This is a genomic window from Verrucosispora sp. WMMD703 (assembly GCF_049178935.1).
Taxonomy (GTDB): Bacteria; Actinomycetota; Actinomycetes; order Mycobacteriales; family Micromonosporaceae; genus Micromonospora; species Micromonospora sediminimaris.
The window spans coordinates 4,584,363-4,602,683 of the sequence record NZ_JBMHMM010000004.1 but is presented as its reverse complement, the minus strand read 5'-3'; the positions used below and the strand labels follow the sequence as shown (position 1 = coordinate 4,602,683).

The 18,321-nt window shown below is 72.7% G+C and carries 13 protein-coding genes; 7 read left to right on the top strand and 6 right to left on the bottom strand.

Annotated elements, in window-relative coordinates:
• Window positions 1-489 carry a GNAT family N-acetyltransferase gene (locus tag ACN26Z_RS21415; protein WP_282240770.1) on the bottom strand — a complete coding sequence of 163 codons (489 nt, stop codon included), beginning with the start codon at window positions 487-489 and terminating at the stop codon, window positions 1-3.
• A 124-nt stretch (window positions 490-613) separates the two neighbouring features.
• Between ACN26Z_RS21415 and wrbA the strand changes: the two genes are divergently transcribed.
• Window positions 614-1,231 carry an NAD(P)H:quinone oxidoreductase gene (gene wrbA, locus ACN26Z_RS21410; protein WP_421463149.1) on the top strand — a complete coding sequence of 206 codons (618 nt, stop codon included), beginning with the start codon at window positions 614-616 and terminating at the stop codon, window positions 1,229-1,231.
• A 94-nt stretch (window positions 1,232-1,325) separates the two neighbouring features.
• Here the strand turns inward: wrbA and ACN26Z_RS21405 are convergent, their stop codons facing one another.
• Window positions 1,326-3,236 (bottom strand): anthranilate synthase family protein, encoded by a 1,911-nt coding sequence (locus ACN26Z_RS21405; RefSeq protein ID WP_421463148.1) that lies wholly within the window; start codon window positions 3,234-3,236, stop codon window positions 1,326-1,328.
• 255 nt (window positions 3,237-3,491) lie between these two features.
• Here ACN26Z_RS21405 and ACN26Z_RS21400 point away from each other — a divergent pair, with 255 nt between their 5' ends.
• The 3 genes from ACN26Z_RS21400 (at window position 3,492) to ACN26Z_RS21390 (ending at window position 7,937) form a co-directional block, all read left to right on the top strand.
• Window positions 3,492-4,874: an FGGY family carbohydrate kinase gene (locus ACN26Z_RS21400; protein WP_421463146.1), complete on the top strand. Its 1,383-nt coding sequence runs from the start codon at window positions 3,492-3,494 to the stop codon at window positions 4,872-4,874.
• A gap of 124 nt (window positions 4,875-4,998) precedes the next feature.
• Complete coding sequence (locus ACN26Z_RS21395) at window positions 4,999-7,518, top strand: nitrate- and nitrite sensing domain-containing protein (RefSeq protein ID WP_421463144.1); 2,520 nt, start codon at window positions 4,999-5,001, stop codon at window positions 7,516-7,518.
• A 5-nt stretch (window positions 7,519-7,523) separates the two neighbouring features.
• Window positions 7,524-7,937, top strand: a complete 414-nt coding sequence (locus ACN26Z_RS21390) for a roadblock/LC7 domain-containing protein (RefSeq protein WP_155218583.1) — start codon at window positions 7,524-7,526, stop codon at window positions 7,935-7,937.
• Window positions 7,938-7,969: 32 nt separating this feature from the next.
• Here ACN26Z_RS21390 and ACN26Z_RS21385 read toward each other — a convergent pair whose 3' ends face one another.
• Both ACN26Z_RS21385 and ACN26Z_RS21380 read right to left on the bottom strand, forming a co-directional pair.
• On the bottom strand, window positions 7,970-9,205 hold the full coding sequence (locus ACN26Z_RS21385; RefSeq protein ID WP_421463142.1) for an MFS transporter: 1,236 nt from the start codon (window positions 9,203-9,205) through the stop codon (window positions 7,970-7,972).
• Window positions 9,206-9,265: 60 nt separating this feature from the next.
• A complete protein-coding gene (locus ACN26Z_RS21380) occupies window positions 9,266-10,759 on the bottom strand; it encodes a GH1 family beta-glucosidase (RefSeq protein ID WP_232511360.1) in 1,494 nt (497 codons plus the stop codon).
• A 967-nt stretch (window positions 10,760-11,726) separates the two neighbouring features.
• Here ACN26Z_RS21380 and ACN26Z_RS21375 point away from each other — a divergent pair.
• Window positions 11,727-14,627, top strand: coding sequence for a glycoside hydrolase family 48 protein (locus tag ACN26Z_RS21375; protein WP_093408059.1), 2,901 nt, complete (start codon window positions 11,727-11,729; stop codon window positions 14,625-14,627).
• A 278-nt stretch (window positions 14,628-14,905) separates the two neighbouring features.
• Here the strand turns inward: ACN26Z_RS21375 and ACN26Z_RS21370 are convergent, their stop codons facing one another.
• Entirely contained in the window at window positions 14,906-15,631 is a 726-nt protein-coding gene (locus ACN26Z_RS21370; RefSeq protein ID WP_421463140.1) for a DUF3159 domain-containing protein, read from the bottom strand.
• 82 nt (window positions 15,632-15,713) lie between these two features.
• On the opposite strand from ACN26Z_RS21370, the gene ACN26Z_RS21365 reads away from it, so the two are divergent.
• Both ACN26Z_RS21365 and ACN26Z_RS21360 read left to right on the top strand, forming a co-directional pair.
• Entirely contained in the window at window positions 15,714-16,601 is an 888-nt protein-coding gene (locus ACN26Z_RS21365; RefSeq protein WP_421463138.1) for a phosphatase PAP2 family protein, read from the top strand.
• A 4-nt stretch (window positions 16,602-16,605) separates the two neighbouring features.
• Complete coding sequence (locus ACN26Z_RS21360) at window positions 16,606-17,328, top strand: maleylpyruvate isomerase N-terminal domain-containing protein (protein ID WP_421463136.1); 723 nt, start codon at window positions 16,606-16,608, stop codon at window positions 17,326-17,328.
• A gap of 96 nt (window positions 17,329-17,424) precedes the next feature.
• Here ACN26Z_RS21360 and ACN26Z_RS21355 read toward each other — a convergent pair whose 3' ends face one another.
• A complete protein-coding gene (locus ACN26Z_RS21355; RefSeq protein ID WP_421463134.1) occupies window positions 17,425-18,288 on the bottom strand; it encodes a DUF1028 domain-containing protein in 864 nt (287 codons plus the stop codon).
• Between the last annotated feature and the right edge of the window lie 33 nt (window positions 18,289-18,321).

Here is an 18,321-nt window from a genome sequence, read left to right as displayed (position 1 = left end):
TCAGAGCCGCCGATACATCACCAGCAGGTCGACGTAGCCCTCGACGGCGTGTCGGAAGCCTTCCGGGATCCGCCCCACCACCTCGAAGCCGAGTGACCGCCACAGCGCCACCGCGCGGGTGTTGACCGCGACCACCGCGTTGAACTGCATCGCCCGGTAGCCGTCGGCGCGGGCCAGGCCCAGCACGTGCTCGCCCAGTGCCCGCCCGATGCCGCGCCCGGCCGCCGACGGAGCGACCATGAAACTGGCGTTTGCGACATGTGCCCCCGGCCCGAGCTGGTTGGGGGTCAGCTTCGCCGAGCCGAGGACCGTGCCGTCGGTGTCGACGGCGACCACGGTGCGGCCCGGCGGAGGTACCAGCCACATCTGTCGGGCCTGTGTCTCGTCGACGTCCCGGGGCCAGGTGTACGTCTCACCCGCCGCGACGATCTCGCGCAGGAACGGCCAGATGCCGGGCCAGTCGTCGGCGGTCGCGATCCTGATCTCCATCGCCGACCAGCCTGCCAGTACGCCGCCGGTGCCGGCCACCAGATATCCACGCGCGCCGCCCAATGTTTGTCACCGCAAGCATCGGGTAGTCGCCGGAGCTGATCCCAAGGAGGAAGGACGAGCGATGGCGGCACAGGTCAAGGTGGCGGTGATCTACTACAGCGCTACGGGCATCACCTACCAGATGGCGCAGGCGGCCTGCGAGGCCGCCGGTGAGGCGGGTGCGGAGGTGCGGCTGCGCAAGGTACGGGAGCTGGCACCGGACGAGGCGATCCGCTCCAACTCGGGATGGCGGGCGCACCGGATGGAGACCCAGGACGTGGAGGAGGCGCAGCCGGACGACCTCAGCTGGGCGGATGTGGTGATCTTCGGTTCGCCGACCCGCTACGGCCTGGTCGCCGCCCAGCTCAAGCAGTTCATCGACACCACCGGCCCGCTGTGGGCCCAGGGCGCGCTGGCGAACAAGGTCTATTCGGCCTTCACCTCCACCGCCACCGAGCACGGCGGGCAGGAGTCGACGTTGCTGTCGCTGTTCCACGTCTTCTACCACTGGGGCGGGATCGTGGTCACCCCCGGGTACACCGAGCCGAGCCAGTTCACCGCCGGCAACCCGTACGGTGCCTCGCACACCAGCAACAACGGCGAGACCGCGCCCGACCACGTCGCGCTGGGGGCGGTCGCGCTGACCGCCAAGCGGGCGGTACGCATCGGCGCGGCGCTCAAGCAGGGCATGGCCGCCTGAGCGGCCCGACACCACGGGACCGACGGTCCGGGCGGGGGCTCTCAGACCCGCCCGGACCGTCGGCCATGGACAGCGCTACCCGGGATCGGGCCGGCTATGCCTGCGCCGCCGGGGACAACTCACCGGCCGCTGCCGGCAGCAGGTCGCGCAGCAGGTCGGTCAGCACCGCCACCCCGTCCGGGCTGAGCACCGACTCGGGATGGAACTGCACCCCGGCGAAGCCGCGTCCCCGCAGGGCGTGCACCGCGCCGTCGGACTCGTCGCGCGCCAACTCCACCGGCCCGTACGGGCCATCGAGACGACCGGTGGTGGCGCGGGCGGTGAAGGTGGCGTAGAAGCCGACCCGACGGGGCGTGCCGAAGAGGGTGACCGTGCGTTGCAGCCCCTGGTAGGGGGCGTCTCGGCGGTGCACGGGCAGCCCGAGCAGACCGGCGAGGAGCTGGTGACCGAGACAGACGGCGAGCGTTGGGTGCCCGGCGTCCAGCAACCGGGTGAGCAGGGCGCGCAACCTGGTCATCTTCTCCGTGTTGCCGGTCGGGTCACCCGGGCCCGGCCCGACCACCACCAGGTCGTACGCCTGGACCGGCTGCTCGTCCTGCCACGGCCGGACGGTGACCGACAGCCCGAGGGCGCCGAGCTGGTGGGCCAGCATCCCGGTGAAGGTGTCCTCCCCGTCGACGATGAGGGCCCGGCGGCCGGTCAGGGTGGGCAGGGCCAGAGCGCCCGGTGGCCGCTGGTCCAGCCAGAACCGGGCCAGCGGCGCGTTGCGGGCGGCGAGGGCGGCGCGCACCTGCGGATCGTCGGTGAGCCGGTGCGTCGCCTGCGGCCCGGCCGGCGCCTGCGGCCCGAGACCGAGGGCGGCCAGCACACCGGCGGCCTTGGCGTGGGTCTCTGCGACCTCGGCGGCGGGGGTGGAATGACGCACCAGGGTCGCACCGACCGGTACCCGCAACTCACCGGCGGGGGAGATCTCGGCGGTACGGATCAGGATGGGCGCGTCGAGGCTCTGCCGGCCCGTCTCGTCGTGGCCGAGCAGGGCCAGCACCCCGGAGTAGTAGCGGCGTCCGGTGCGTTCGTGCCGGGCGATCACCCGGCAGGCGTTCTCCATCGGGCTGCCGGTCACCGTCGGCGCGAACATCGTCTCCCGCAGCACCTCGCGGACGTCCTTCGTGCCCCGTCCGGCCAGCAGGTACTCGGTGTGCGCCAGGTGGGACATCTCCTTCAGGTACGGCCCGACGACCTGCCCACCGTGCTCGGCGACGGTGGCCATCATCTTCAACTCCTCGTCGAGGACCATGTACAGCTCTTCGGTCTCCTTGGTGTCGGCGAGGAAGCGCAGCAGCGCGGCCCGGTCGGCAGCGGCGCCGGTGTGCCGGAACGTGCCGCTGATCGGGTTCATCAGCACCAGACCGTCGTCGACGCTCACGTGCCGCTCCGGGCTCGCACCGACCAGGGTGCGCGCCCCGGTGTGCACCACGAACGTCCAGTACGCTCCGCGCTCCCGGGTCAACAGTGAGCGCAGTGCCGCCAGCGCGGCGGCCAGCGGGGCACCCTGCACCTGGGCGCGTAGCGTACGGTGGATGACGAAGTTCGCGCCCTCTCCGTGGCCGATCTCGTCGGCCAGCACCCGGGCCACGATGGCGGCGTACTCGTCGTCGCTGATGTCGAAGGCGGCGCCGGTGGTGCGGATGGGCGCGGTCGGCAGGGCGTCGAGGACACCGGCCAGCGGCAGCCGGTGGTGGTGGTCGACGCGGAGGCATTCCAGTGGTACCCCGTCGTCGGCACAGGCGAAGCCCCGCTCGGCGACCTGGCGGTACGGCACCAGGGCCAGCGTCGCCGGGCCGGCGGCCGTGGCGGGCAGCGGGATGTCGGCGAGCCGGTCGACGGTCGACACGGTCCCGGTGAACAGGTCGAGATGCTCGGCGCCGTCGCGGCGTAACAGCGCGAACGGGCCGGGGTCGAAGCCGGCGGCGAGCGTGTCGAGCAGGTCGGTGAGCTGGTGCATCGGTCTCCTCAGGCCGGGTGACCACCGTTGGGGGGCGGCCCGGAAACCGGGAGATGACCGGCGGCCGCCTCGTCGGGCGGCCGCGTTGATGAAGCTACGCGCGGGGGAGGGCCGCCGGGTCGGCGGGCCACCAGCAGGTCAATCGCGCAAGCATGCGAACACTCTACGCGTCGGGTGGCCGGCGCGGAAGCCGATCGGCGGACCCGGCGCCCGGCAGCGTTGTCGAGTCACGATCACCGGGTACGTTGACCCGCGATGAAGATTCTCGCGCTGGACCTGGGCACCTCGTCGGTGCGTGGGCTCGTGCTGGACGACGCGCAGCCGTTGCCGGGGGCGCTGGCTCGTCGCCGCATGGCGGTCACCGTCGACGACGAGGGTGCCGGCACCCTGGACGCCCGTGCCTACCTGGCCTGCCTGATCGAGTGCCTGGACGAGTTGCACGGACAGGGCTGGTTGGACGGGGTGGAACTGGTGGCGATCAGCGGCCAGTGGCACTCGGTGGTGCCGCTGGGTGCCGACGACGAGCCGCTCGGCCCGGTGCTGACCTGGCTCGACACCCGGCCCGAGCCCTCGGCCACCGCAGTCGGCCCGGTTGACCCGGACGCCTTCCACCAGCGCACCGGCACCTGGTGGCACCGCTGTTACTGGTCGGTGCGGCTGCCCTGGCTGCGAGTCCACACCGGTGACCGGGTGGCCCGGTTCACCGGACTTGTCGAGTACGTGCTCGGCGGGTTGCTCACCGAGGCGCCGATGTCGATGTCCCAGGCGTCCGGCACCGGCCTGTTGGACCTGCACACCTTGGACTGGGACCCGGAGGCCTGCGCGCTGGCCGGCAGCGACGGTGCCGACCTTCCCGAACTGGCCCCACGCGGCTGGCACGGGAGGCTGCGCGCCGAGTACGGGCGGCGGTGGCCGGCCCTGGCTCGGGCCCGGTGGACGCCACCGCTCGGCGACGGCGCCGCCTCCAACGTCGGCTCCGGCTGCGTCGACCCGACCCGGGCGGCGGTGACCGTGGGTACGTCCTCGGCGGTGCGGCTGTTGCAGCGGATGTCGACGTCCGCCGAGCCGACCGCCCTGCCCCACCGGTTGTGGCGCTACCGCGTCGACCACGACCATGTGGTGACCGGAGTCGCGTACTCCTCGGGCGGGAACCTGTTCGCCTGGGCGGACCGGGAGCTGCGGCTGCCGACCGGCCGCGAGTTGGAGGCGGCGCTGGACCTGCTGCCGCCCGACGGCGGTCGGCCGGCCAACGTCCGTTTCGGCGGTGACCGTCCGCCGGGCATGCGCCCGGCCGGGCTGGGCGAGCTGCGGGGACTGGGCTTCGGCACCACTGCGGTGGAGATGCTGGCCGGACTCATGTACGGGGTGTGCGAGCAGGTCGTCGACGACCTGGTGGTGCTGGAGTCCACGGTTGGCCGGCCGGTGGAGGTGGTCCTCGGCGGCGGCGCGATGGCCGCCTCGAGCTGGTGGCGGAGAGCGTTCGCGGCGGTGCTGGCCCCCCGGCCGGTCCACTTCGCGCGGCACCCGGAGATCGGGGCCACCGGCGCGGCGCTGGTGGCCACCGGCCGGATCGCCAATGCCGTGGTGGTGGCCGACATCGGCCGGACGGATGATCAAGACTCGGCGACCTCGGCATAGGGTTGCGACCAGCAGTACCCTTCCTTAACCGTTCATAAGGGCAGGGCGTTGACACTGCTCCCGGGCCTGGTTGGATGGACGGCGCTCCCCGGACCGCGGCGGACGCGTGGGGGAGGAGGAGCGGGTGGGTGTAGGACCGGAGCAGGCGCACGGGGTGTCGCAGCACCGCCGGCGTCGGTTCGACGTCCGGGTGGTACCCCACCGGCGTCGCTCTGCCCTGCGCCTGCGGGACTGGCGGATGCGTACCAAGCTGGCCACGGTGCTGGTGATTCCGTCGGTCGCCTTCCTGGTGCTGGCGGGGGTGCAGACCGAGAGCCTGGTCAGCCGCGCCAGCGTCCTGGGTGACTTCGCCGCCCAGGTCGGCATCGGACGCGAGATCACCACGCTGACCCACCGGTTGCAGATGGAGCGCGACCGTACGGCCGGGGAACTGCCCGCGCTGCGTGACGCCGCCGACGAGGAGGCGAGCGAGGAGCGGCTGGCCGTGTTGCAGCCCTACCGCGACGCCGCCGACCAGGCAGCGGCGGAACTGCGCGCGGCGGCTGAGCCGTTGGCCGAGGCGGACGCCTCGTGGCGGGACGTCTACGTGGTGGCCTCCCAGGCGTACCAGCAGGTCGGCTACATCCGGAACACGATGACCACGGTGGTGCTCAGCGACGACACCATCATCGGTAACTACCACCGGGCGATCGACGCGTTGCTGAATCTGCTCGCCCAGCCGACGCCCGGCGCCGACCGGCCGGAGCTGGCCGACGCGGTGCTGCGCTACGTGCAGTTCGCCCGGGCCAAGGAACTCTCCTCGCGGGTCCGGGCGGAGCTGTACGCGGCGGCCCGTGCCGGCAGCTACGACTCCGAGGACGCGGCCCAGCTGCCCGACCTGCGGGCGCGTCAGCTGACCGCGCTCGGCGCGTTCCGGATCGCCGCGACGAGCGCACAGGTGACCCGCTACGACGAGATGAGCCTGGACCCCGCCTTCATCGCCGCCTCCCGGATGGAGGAGCAGGCGCTGTCGCAGGGCACGTCCGGGTCGGCGGTGCTTGACGCGGAGCAATGGTGGACGGCCAGCGAGGCCCGCCACGAGCTGTTGCAGGCCTTTGAGGCAGACGTGCTGTCGGCCTCGGCGCGGCAGGCCGACGACGCGAGCGAGACCCAGCTGCGGGAGACGCTGCTGGTCGTCGGCGTGATCATCACGGTCCTGCTGGTGGCGGTGCTGATCTCGGTGCTGATCGGTCGGTCGTTGGCCCGGTCGATCCGGCTGCTGCGTTCACAGGCGCTGCGGATCGCGCAGATCGAGCTGCCCGAGGCGCTGGCCCGGCTGCGGTCGGTCTCCGGTGGCGTACCGCCGATCGACGTCTCGCCGGCGGTCGTACGGTCGCTCGACGAGATCGGAGAACTGGCCGAGGCGTTCGTCGCGGTGCACCGCAGCGCCGTCGGGGTGGCCGTCGAGCAGGCGAACATGCGTCGCAACGTCAACGCGATGTTCATCAATCTCGCCCGACGCAGCCAGGTGCTGGTGGAGCGGCAGCTGGAGCTGCTCGACGACCTGGAGCGCGAGGAGGGCGACCCCGAGCAGCTGGAGAACCTGTTCAAGCTGGATCACCTCGCCGCCCGGATGCGCCGTAACGACGAGAGCCTGCTGGTGCTCGCCGGTACCGAGTCGACCCGCCGGTGGAACCGGCCGATCGGGCTGAGCGCGGTGCTGCTGGCGGCCAGCGCCGAGATCGAGCAGTACCAGCGGGTGCGGCACGAGGCGGTGGCGGATCTGCACGTGGTCGGGCACGCGGTTGGTGAGCTGGTGCACCTGCTGGCCGAGTTGCTGGAGAACGCGACCGCCTTCTCCCGGCCGGACACCATCGTGCAGGTGATGGCCCGGGTGGAGGGGTCTGGAGCGGTGATCGAGATCGCCGACCAGGGCCTCGGGATGAGCCCGGCGGCACTGGCGGAGGCGAATGCGGTGCTGGCCGCCCCGCCGGCCGCCGACGTGGCGGCGGTCGAGCGGATGGGTCTGTTCGTGGTCAGTCACCTCGCCGCTCGGCACGGCATCGAGGTGCGGTTGCACGGCGGTGCCGGTGGACTGGTGGCCCGGGTACGCCTGCCGCGTCCGCTGCTCGCCGAAGCGCCGCCGCCGAGCCTGGACCCGGTGCCTTCGCCGCGCGGGCTGCCCGTCGCGACACCTCGTCCGGTCGCCCCGGCCGACCCGGGGCCGGCGGATCTGCCGGTGGCCGGGCGACGTCCGACCACGGTGCCCCGCCAGGCCCACCCGGTGCCGGTACGCGCCGAGGACGTGCTCGCCCCGGCAGCGGCACCGGCCAGCGGCGGAAGCGGCTGGTGGTCGCGGGAGGGCCCTTCGTCGTCGGTCGTCCCCGCGGTCGGGGCCGGCGCGCCGGCCCCGCCGGCCGTGCCGGTGACCGCCGGGACGAACGAACGGGGTCTGCCGATGCGGGTGCCGATGGCGCAGCTCAGTGCGGTGACCCAGCCGGCCCGTCCAGAACAGCAGTCGACGGCCCGCGACGATCCGGATCCGGAAGCCGTCGGCGGGATGTTGTCCAGGTTGTACAGCGGCGTACGGCGGGCAGAGGCTGAGGAGACCACCGAGATACCCGTGCCACCGCTCGGGGCGTGGAGCGAAGGAGGACGGAAGTGACGACGTTGTCGCAGGAGGCTCGCGACCTGAGCTGGCTGGTCAGCGCGTTCGCGGAGCGGGTGCCCGGGGTGGCGCACGCGGTGGTGGTCTCCTCCGACGGGCTGCTGGTCGCGATATCCGACCACCTGCCACGGGACCACGCCGACAAGCTCGCCGCGGTGACCTCGGGACTGATGAGCATCACCGCCGGTGCCGCCCAGATGTTCGACGGGGACGTGGTCAAGCAGACCGTGGTGGAGATGGGCCGGGGCTACTTCCTGGTGATGCAGGTACGCGACGGCTCGATCCTGGCCACCCTGGCGGCGGCGGACGCCGACATCGGCGTGGTGGGCTACGAGATGGCCCGGCTGGCCAAGCAGGCCGGGGAGATGCTGACCCCGGCCCTGCGCGCGGAACTTCAGCAGGCGCTGCCCCGCTGATCCGGCGGGGCAGTGGGCGGCCGGCCGAACGCTTACCGGAGGCCGGGCGCGGCGCCGGGGGTGGTGGGTCGGGAGGCGACCCACCAGGCGACGGTGGCGGCCACGGCGACGACGCCGCTGAACAGGAACGGCGCCTCGATGCCGGCTCGGGCGGCCAGGGCACCGCCGGCCAGCGCGCCCAGCGCGGTGCAGCTGTAGGTGACCACGCGGGAGGCGGCGATGACCCGACCGAGCAGCCCGCCCGGCACCAGCCGTTGGCGTACCGACAGCGCGGCGACGTTGAGCACGGCGAACGCGGCGCTGGTGGTGACCACCACGACCACCGCGACGGCGCGGTGCCCGACGACGGCCAGCAGGACCGGTACGCCGGCGGTGACGGCCATGGACCAGGTCAACACGGACCGGTGCTGGAAGCGGGCGACGAGACGGTCGGCGGCGAACGAGCCGATCAGTCCGCCGGCGGCGCCGGTGGACAGCAGCAGACCGAAGCCGAACGCGCCGAGGCCGAGGGCATCGCGGGCGTAGAGCACGAAGATCGCGAACCAGGCGGTGTCCGCGGCGGCCACGGCAGCGGTGACGAGCACCAGGGTGCGCAGCGTCGGCTGGCGGACGAGCCAGCGCAAACCGGCCAGGGCCCCGTCGCCGTCGGCGCTCGGCGGGGCGTCGCCGGCAGCTGCGGTGGCCCGGTGCGCCAGGGTCAGCGGCAGCGAGAGCACGAGCATCACCGCCAGGGCCAGGGTGGCCCCGTTGACGGCGAACGGGATGGCCGCACCCAGCACGAACAGCAGGGCGCCCACCGGTGGGCCGACGAACTCGTTACCGACGATCTCCCCGGCGACCAGCCGCCCGTTGGCCTTCTCCAACTGCGGGTCGGGGACGAGCCTGGGTACGGCGGTCTGGGCGGCGGTGTCCCGGATGGTCTCGCCGACGCCGAGCAGGAACGCGGCGGCGACGACGAGCGAGATGGTGGCCCAGCCCAGGGCGACCGTGGTGGCCAGCGCGGCCAGCACCACCACGCGGCCGGTGTCGGCGGCGGCGAGCAGCGTACGGGTGGCTCGGCGGTCGGCGAGGGCCCCGGCGAACATCCCGGAGACGAGCCACGGCAGGAACTGCGCGGCGGCAACCGCACCTACGGCCAGCGGGTCGTCGGTGAGCGCGGCGGCCAGCAGCGGGAAGGCGGCCACCCGGATGCCGTCGCCGAGATTGGCCAGCGCGGCGGCGCTCCAGAAGGTCCAGAACGGCCGGCCCAGACGGTTGTGCTCAGGCATGTCGGGATCGTACGTGCCGCGGCGGCGGCCCCGGGGTCGGGCCGCCGCCGCGCTGACGCGTCAGACCGCGTTGTCCGCGATGACCTGGCGGTACCAGTGGGCGCTGCGCTTGAACACCCGTCGCTGGGTGGGGTAGTCGACGTAGATCAGCCCCCAGCGCTGCTCATAGCCCTCGGCCCATTCGAAGTTGTCGAGCAGGGACCAGACGTGGAAGCTCTCCAGCGGCACGCCTTCGGCGATCGCCCGATGTGCGGCGGTCAGGTGGTCGCGGAGGAAGGTGACGCGGCCGTCGTCGTCGACGGTGCCGTCGGCGCTGAGTTCGTCCGGCGTGGGCAGGCCGTTCTCGGTGACGGTGAGGGGGATCGGCCCGTAGTCGCGGGTGACCCGGGTCAGGACGTCGTACATCCCCTCGGGGTAGATCTGCTGCCAGTCCGCCTCGGAGGTGGGCCAGCGGCGTACCGTGCCGCCGGACGCGGTGACGTAGATCGGGGTGTAGTACTGCACCGCGAGCAGGTCGATCGGGGTGGAGATGATCTCCAGGTCACCGTCGCGGATGGCGCGGACCATCCGGCTGTCGGGTCCTAGATCGGCCAGCACGTCGGCCGGGTAGCTGCCGGTCAACGCGGAGTCGAGGTAGAGGCGGTTCTCGTAGCCGTCGTAGAGGCGGGCGGCCTCCGCGGCGGCGGTCGAGTCGTCCGCGGGGTAGCAGGGGTGCAGGTTGAAGGCGGGGCCGATGCGGCTCTTTCCGCCGGTGGCGCGCAGGGCGCGGACGGCGAGGCCGTGGGCGAGTTGGAGGTGGTGGGCGACCAGGTACGCCGCGTCGGGGTCCTGCCGGCCGGGGGCGTGGTGGCCGAAGAGGTAGCCGTTCTGTACCACGGTCTTCGGCTCGTTGATGGTCAGCCAGACCGGTACCCGGTCGCCGAGGGCGTCGAAGACGATGCCGGCGTAGTCGGCGAAGCGCTGGGCGACGTCGCGGGACTCCCAGCCGCCGGTGTCCTGCAGGCTCTGCGGCAGGTCCCAGTGGAACAGCGTGGCCATCGGGGCGATCCCGCGTTCGTGCAGACCGTCGACGAGACGACGGTAGAAATCGAGGCCGCGTTGGTTGGCGGCGCCGGTTCCGTCGGGCTGGATGCGCGGCCAGGAGATGGAGAACCGGTAGCTGCGCAGCCCCAGGTCGCGCATCAGATCGAGGTCTTCGGCATAGCGTTGGTAGTGGTCGGCGGCCACGTCGCCGGTGTCGCCGTTGCGGGTGCGTCCCGGCGCCCGGCTGAACGTGTCCCAGATCGATTCGCCGCGGCCGTCCTCCTTGGCGGCGCCCTCGATCTGGTACGCGGAGGTCGCGGCGCCCCAACCGAAGTCGGGCGGGAAGGACCGCCGGGTGCTCGGGCTCGACGCGGTGGCCGTCTCGTCGGCCGGGTCGCCGGGCTGGCAGCCGGCGAGACCGGTGGCGGTGGTGGCCGCGGCGGTGCTGCCGAGGACGGCGCTGACCGGGGTGGCGGCGGTGGCGGAGAGCGCCGCGCGGCGCAGCAGGTGCCGCCTGGTGAGTATCGACATGGGTTCTCCTCGTGGATGGGGACGACCGCCTGAGCCCGGGAGCGCTCCCAACAAAGGGTAGAGGGTAGGCGGTCCCCGCCGGGTCGAGTCGTCACGAGGGGTGGGGCGGACGACCTCGGTGGCGGGATGACGTGGGGTGGGGAAGGGCGCTGTGCCGGTCGGGCAGTTGGTGCGAGCGGGACCGGGTGCGCCGAGTACCGCGGGCGGACCTTTGTGCGCGCCCGGGCGGTCGGCGGGGCGTCGCGGATGGCGGTCGGCGGGCGGGTCGACTGCCGTGCGGGGCGCGCGGGTGGTGCGCGTCTGACCCGTCGGCCTCTTTTCCCATCGTGAACGGGGGTTTAGTGTGGGGACGGGGGAGGGCAACCCCCGTCCCCACCGTGTTGCGGTACACGCACGTTCGGATTGGCGTCCCAGTTGTGCGTGTCGCGCGGGAGCCGGGCCACGCGAGTGGCTGAGGATCCACCTCCCTCCACTGTGGTGGGGTGACGGCTGACGGCGGTGTCCGGGCTGGCCCGCCGTCGGCCTGTGGTCTGTTCCCCGGAGCCGTGGGCACGACCCCGAGCGATATTCCGGGTGGAACTCTGTCGATGGAAGCGCTCCCATCGACGTTGTTGCGACTGTAACGCCCGTCACGGCTTTGTGAAAGCCCCAAAATGAGATCGAAACAAGTCGGTGTTTCCGGAAGTTCCCTTGCTGGTGTTGGGAGCGCTTCCATGGCACACTGTCGATCGACCGCGCGGAGCCAAGTTACGCGTGAGCGCGGGTCGCCGAGGGCTTCCGGCTCGTCCGGTACGGCGTCCTGCTAGCAGCGGGAGCAGCTGCCGTCCCATACGGCGCCCCCGCCGCGCTGGCCCGACCCGGGCCGCAGCGACCACCATCCACTGGCATCTCGGCGGACCCGTCGTCCCCGAGGCGCCACCGCCGGTGCGCCACCGCCACCGGCCTGGTCCGAGGAGACACCGCGCAGATGAGAAACCTGGCTAGACGCCGGCGCCTGGCGTGGCTCGCCGCCGCGGCGCTGGCGATCGGTGGGGCGACAGTCCCCGCCGCCGCCGCACAGGCCGCACCGGCCTGCGACGTGGTTTATACGACAAATGACTGGAGCAACGGCTTCACCGCCAACGTCACCATCAGGAACACCGGTGACGCGATCAACGGATGGACCCTGAAGTTCGCCTTCCCCGGCAACCAACGGGTCACCCAGGGCTGGTCGGCCCGGTGGAGCCAGAGCGGCAACGAGGTCACCGCCGTCAACGAGTCCTGGAACGGCAACATCCCGGCCGGCGGCAGCACCAGCATCGGCTTCAACGGCTCCTACTCCGGCACCAACGCGAAGCCGACCTCGTTCTCGGTCAACGGGGTCACCTGCGGTGGCACGGCGCAGCAGCCCCCGACGGTCAGCCTGTCGGTGCCCGCCGGCCCGTTCACGGCCCCGGCAACCGTGCCGCTGACCGCCACCGCCAGCGACCCCGACGGCACCGTCGCCCGGGTCGAGTTCTACCGCAACGGGCTGCTGGTCAACACCGACACCAGTGCCCCGTACGCGTACACCCTGGAGAGCCTGCCGGCCGGTGACTACACGGTGCAGGCCCGGGCGTACGACAACAGCGGTCTGTCCGCGATCGCCGAGCGGTCGTTCACCGTCGCCGCGTCCACCTCGCCGGCCGTGGTCGCCACGCCGACCGCGGTGACCGTCCCCGAGGGCGGCAGCTCGACGTTCAACCTCAAGTTGAGCCGGGCGCCCTCCGCGAACGTCGCGGTGAGCCTGGCGCGTACCGGCGACACGGACGTCACCGTCACGCCGACCTCGGCGACGCTGACCACGTCGAACTGGAACACCGGCGTCGACGTGACCGTCCGGGCGGCGGAGGACGAGGACACCGTCGGCGGCACCGCCACCGTCACCGCCTCGGCCACCGGCCACACCCCGGCGACGGTCACCGTCACCGAGATCGACAACGACGTGCCCGGCGGGGACGACGAGTACGTGCAGCGCTTCCTCACCCAGTACAACAAGATCAAGAACGCGGGCTACTTCAGCCCGGAGGGCGTGCCGTACCACTCCATCGAGACGCTCATCGTCGAGGCGCCGGACCACGGCCACGAGACCACCTCCGAGGCGTTCAGCTTCTGGCTGTGGCTGGAGGCCTACTACGGTCGGGTGACCCAGAACTGGGAGCCGTTCAACGACGCCTGGACGGTGATGGAGCGGTACATCATCCCGTCCGACGCCGACCAGCCGACCGCCGGCTCCGCCGGTGACGCCACCTACGCCGCCGAGCACGACCTGCCCAGCCAGTACCCGTCGCAGCTGGACTCGAACGTGCCGGTCGGCCAGGACCCGCTGCGCGCGGAGCTCCGGTCGACCTACAACACCGGCTCCGTCTACGGCATGCACTGGCTGCTGGACGTCGACAACGTCTACGGCTACGGCCGCTGCGGCGACGGCACCACCCGCCCCGCGTACATCAACACCTTCCAGCGGGGCACCCAGGAGTCGGTGTGGGAGACCGTGCCGCAGCCGTCCTGCGACACCTTCGCCCACGGCGGTCAGTACGGCTACCTGGACCTGTTCATCAAGGAGTCGCAGGCCCCCGCCAAGCAGTGGAAGTACACAAACGCTCCGGACGCCGACGCGCGTGCCGTGCAGGCCGCGTACTGGGCGCTGACCTGGGCCAAGGAGCAGAACAAGGAGGCCGACGTCGCGGCCACCGTGGCCAAGGCCGCCAAGATGGGTGACTACCTGCGGTACGCCCTGTTCGACAAGTACTTCAAGCGGATCGGCAACTGCGTCGGGGCCAGCACCTGCCCGGCCGGCTCCGGCCGCGACTCCGCCCACTACCTGCTCTCCTGGTACTACGCCTGGGGCGGCGCGTACGAGACCAGCCAGAACTGGTCCTGGCGGATCGGCTCCAGCCACAGCCACTTCGGCTACCAGAATCCGTTCGCGGCCTGGGCGCTGACAAACGTCGACGAGCTCAAGCCGCGCTCGCCGAACGCGGCGGCGGACTGGACCAACAGCCTCGAACGGCAGTTGGAGCTCTACACCTGGCTCCAGTCGGCCGAGGGCGGCATCGCCGGTGGCGCGACCAACAGCTGGGGCGGGCACTACGGCCAGCCGCCGGCCGGCACGGCCACCTTCTACGGCATGTTCTACGACGAGGACCCGGTCTACAACGACCCGCCGTCGAACCGGTGGTTCGGCATGCAGGCCTGGTCGATGCAGCGCATCGCCGAGCTGTACCTGGTCAGCGGCAACGCCCAGGCCAAGGCGCTGCTGGACAAGTGGGTTCCGTGGGCGATCGAGCACACCACGCTGGGTGAGGACTGGTCCATCCCGTCGGACATGGAGTGGACCGGCCAGCCCAACAACTGGAACCCGGACAACCCGCAGCCGAACAACAACCTGCACGTCGAGGTGACGGTCCGGGGCCAGGACGTCGGCGTCGCTGCCGCCTACGCCCGCACCCTCATCGCGTACGCGGCGAAGTCGGGCGACACCGAGGCGAAGGAAACCGCCAAGGGGCTGCTGGACGCGCTGCACGCGCACACCGACGACCAGGGTGTCTCGACGGTGGAGAAGCGTGGCGACTACGAGCGCTTCGACGACGTCTACGACGCCTCCACCGGGCAGGGCCTGTACATCCCGCCGGGCTGGACCGGTGAGATGCCCAACGGTGACGCCATCGCGCCGGGGAAGAGCTTCCTCGACATCCGGTCGTTCTACAAGGACGACCCGGCGTGGCCGAAGGTGCAGGCGTACCTCGATGGTGGGCCGGAGCCCGAGTTCCGTTACCACCGCTTCTGGGCCCAGGCGGACGTCGCCATGGCCTACGCCGACTACGGGAAGTTGTTCCCCAACGGCTGAACGAACTCCTCCGGGTGGGCGGTGACCCACCCGGAGGCACCGGCCGGGCCTCGGGGGTAGAGGCAGGTCCGGTAGACGGCCTGACACCCACGGTCAGGCCGGGGTGGGTCGGCCCTCTGGCCGACGCAGCGGAGCGGTCGGCCCACCCCACCACCCCGACCCGCCGAGCACGGCGCGCACATAGCGAAAAAAAGTGACCGCCCCGGGATCACAACCCGGCCCGGGACGGAGTAACGTACATCACCGGAGAGGCCGCTCCCCCCGTGGCGGCCTCTCCCTTATTGTCCCTGCCCCGGTGCGCTCGACCCGCCGTCGTCCGGTGCCCTCGCGGCCGGCTCGGTCCGCGGCGTCACCGGGTGCCGCAAACCCGGGTGACCGGCCGGCAACGACCGGCGCAGCACGGCCCAACTGGCCGCCAGCGCCGCCGCGACCAGCGGCCAGGTCAGTGCCACCCGGGCCGCGGTCAGGGCGAGCACGTGACCACCGAGATACAGCGGCACGAACACCGCCACCCGTAGCAGGTAGGTCCCCGTCCACACCCAACTGGCCCGCCCGTACGCCCGCAGCAGCGCCGGGTCACGGCGCCAGCGCCCGCGCTGCCCCAGCGCGGTGCCGACGACCACCCCCAGCAGCGGCCAGCGCACGAGGATGCTCACCGCCCACGCCAGCGCGCTGGCGGCGTTGGCCAGCACCTGCACGAGGAAGAAGTCCTCCGCCCGCCCGGTGCGCACCGCCACCAGCGCGGCCACGCAGACCGCGAGCAGCCCGACCAGCACCGACCGGGGCCGGTCACCGCGGCGCAACCGCCAGCCGGCCACCACCGTGCCGGCGATCAGCGCCGCCACCACCCCGACCCAGACCGACCGTCCGGCCACGAGCCAGCCCACCGCGAACGCGACCGGCGGCACGGTGGCGTCCACGGCCCCGCGGCGCCCGCCGAGCAGATCGGCCAGCGACTCGGGCCGCCCGTCCACGGCGACGTCCCGCTCCGACGTACCGGTCACGCGCCCTCCTTCGCCTGCGGCCAACCTATCTCCACGCCACGGACGGGCCACCGGCCGGACGCCGGTGGCGTGCCGCTAAGTTGTGCGGGTGCGCGTGACGCCCAGGGGTGGTACTGCGGTCTGGCTGGTCGTGCTGGCCCTCATTCAGACGGCGGCCTTCATCGCCGTCTGGCGATTCGCCCTGCACACGGAGATCGGCCAGTGGATCGACACGGTGGCCCTCACCGGCAACCGGATCGGCCGCGACCACATCGAGGAACCGGTCGACCGGATCCTCAACGCCATGTCCGTGGTGTCGCTGCTGGCAGTCACCGTGATGATCGGGTTCATCGCGCTGATCCGAGGTCGGGTCGCCCTGGCCGTCGCGGCGACCCTACTGATCGCGGGCGCCAACGTCACCACCCAACTGCTCAAGTACGGGCTGAGCCGCCCCGACTACGGCATCGACCTGGAACGGGCGTACGTCGGCAACAGCCTGCCCAGCGGGCACACCACGGTCGCCGGATCGGTGGCGGTGGCCCTGGTGCTCGTGCTCCCGCCCAAGGTGCGGGCCGTCGGCGCCGTGATCGGCGCCGGCTACGCCGCGACCGCCGGGGTGGCGACCCTGTCGGCGGGCTGGCACCGGCCCAGCGACGCGGTCGCCGCGTTCCTGGTGGTCGGCGTCTGGGCGGCGCTGGCCGGCCTGTTGCTGCTGATCACCCAGCGGGAACGGGCCGAGGTCGCGCCCGGTGACGCGCACCGGCTCACCGCCCTGCTGCTGGGCGTGGGCGGGCTGCTCGCGATCGCCGGCTGCGCGCTGGCCCTGTGGTGGCTGGTGGGCCTGCGGTCCACCCCGGCGGCGGAGCTGCCCCGCCGTCCACTGTTCGTCGGCTACGCGGGCAGCGCCGCCGGCATCGCCGGCTCCATGGCGGTGGTGATGGCGCTGGTGCTCACCGCCGTGCACCGGCTCGTGCCCCGCTACAAGGGCTGACCGGATGAGCGTCGTACGGGCGGCCTTCCGCGACGAGTGCGAGCGGCTCGGCTCGGTGCTGCGTACCCTCGACCACTCGGACCTCGACCGCCCGACCCGCTGCGTCCCGTGGACGGTGGCCGACCTGCTGGCCCACGTACGCACCGGGGCCGGCCGGCTGGCCGACATGCTGGCCGCCACGGCACCCGGTCCTGCCCAGGTCGATGCCGCCGGATACTTCGGCGCCGCGAAGTTCGTCCCGAAAGTCGACGCCGCCCGGATCGACGCCGCCCGGGTCGAGGCCGCCCGCACCGAGGCCGCCCGGGTCGAGGCTGTCCCGGGCGGCGGCGAACGGCTGGCGGAGCGGACCGGCGCGCTGCTCGACGCGGACTTCGACCGGACCTGGCGGGCCACCCTCACCGCGGTCGACGCCCACCCCGCCGACCGGGTGGTACGCACCCGGCACGGCGACGCGATGACGGTGACGGAGTTCCTGCGTACCCGGGTGGTGGAGGTCGGTGTGCACGGCCTCGACCTGGCCGAGGCGCTGAACCGACCACCGTGGCTCACCCCGACCGCCGCCCAGGTGATCGCCGAACTGCTCACCGGCGGGCAGGCGCTGCCGGTGGGCCTCGGCTGGGACCGGCTGACCCTGATCCGCAAGGCCACCGGACGCAGCCCGCGCAGTCCGGCCGAACAACACGCCCTCGACACCGCCGGCATCCGACTGCTCGCCTTCGGCGGCTGACCGGCGACCGGCCCGCGTATCCGCATTCGCCCGCCCGGGCCGTCGCCGGGGGCCCGGAGCAGACACGCGCCGCCGCTGCGCGCGGCAGCCGGCGGATCAGGCGGCGGTGCGGGGTGCCGGCACGTGCGGAACGGCGGCGCGCAGGTGGGCCAGGACCACCGGGTCGATCCGACCGGGTGCCAACCGCTCCTCCAGGTTCTCCAGCCCGGCCCAGGCGACCAACGCGTCCTCGGGCTCCGCCGGATCGGCCGGGTACCCGAGCGCGGTCAGCAGACCGGCGACCTCGGCGGCCAGCGCGCCGGTCAGGTCCAGCAGGGTGGCCGGATCGGGCCGGCTGAACAGCAGGGTGTGCACCGCGAGCAGCCGGTCGAGTTCCGTGACCGGGTCTGGATGGTCGTCGACCCGCAGGTCGATCATGACGTCGCCGGTGCCGCCGTACCCGCCACCACGGCGCACCACGAGCAGCCCCGCGCTCTGCCGGCCGCGTCGGTCGCCGCCAGCGGCCTCACCGGCCCGCAGCGCCGTGAGCAGCCGCTGCGCGAACGGCAGGTCGACACCGGCCAGCCAGGCGTCGCGGAGCGCGTCGACGACCTGCGGGCCGGTGAGGATGTTCCCCTGCGCCGCCCAGCCGTCGCCGGCCTGCCCACCGGCCCAGCCCCGGCAATGGGCGCCGGTCCAGGTGGCACCCGGCCCGGTGGCGGCGACCACCCCGAGCTGCCGGTGATCGCGTTCCGGATCGGCGGCGACCAGGCCGGCGACCACGCCGGCGGCGGACACACCGGTCCGCAGCAGCGCCAGCCCCTGCGGCCGGTAGGCCAGGTTCACGTGCGCCTGGGTGGCGATCGCCCCCACATCGGCTGCGGCACCCGGCACGAGCGCGCCGGCGGCCAGGAAACGGCTCGCCACGACGATGCCGTGCAGCCGGCCGTCGTCGGAGCGGGCCACGAGCGAGAAGGTCACGCTGGGAAGGTTAACGCTGGTGACGGCCCTGCG

Excerpts from the sequence above, each read along its gene's own strand:
- ACN26Z_RS21415 (WP_282240770.1), bottom strand. The coding sequence starts at position 489 with ATGGAGATCAGGATCGCGACCGCCGACGACTGGCCCGGCATCTGGCCG.
- wrbA (WP_421463149.1), top strand. The coding sequence starts at position 614 with ATGGCGGCACAGGTCAAGGTGGCGGTGATCTACTACAGCGCTACGGGC.
- ACN26Z_RS21405 (WP_421463148.1), bottom strand. The coding sequence starts at position 3,236 with ATGCACCAGCTCACCGACCTGCTCGACACGCTCGCCGCCGGCTTCGAC.
- ACN26Z_RS21400 (WP_421463146.1), top strand. The coding sequence starts at position 3,492 with ATGAAGATTCTCGCGCTGGACCTGGGCACCTCGTCGGTGCGTGGGCTC.
- ACN26Z_RS21385 (WP_421463142.1), bottom strand. The coding sequence starts at position 9,205 with ATGCCTGAGCACAACCGTCTGGGCCGGCCGTTCTGGACCTTCTGGAGC.
- ACN26Z_RS21380 (WP_232511360.1), bottom strand. The coding sequence starts at position 10,759 with ATGTCGATACTCACCAGGCGGCACCTGCTGCGCCGCGCGGCGCTCTCC.
- ACN26Z_RS21375 (WP_093408059.1), top strand. The coding sequence starts at position 11,727 with ATGAGAAACCTGGCTAGACGCCGGCGCCTGGCGTGGCTCGCCGCCGCG.
- ACN26Z_RS21360 (WP_421463136.1), top strand. The coding sequence starts at position 16,606 with ATGAGCGTCGTACGGGCGGCCTTCCGCGACGAGTGCGAGCGGCTCGGC.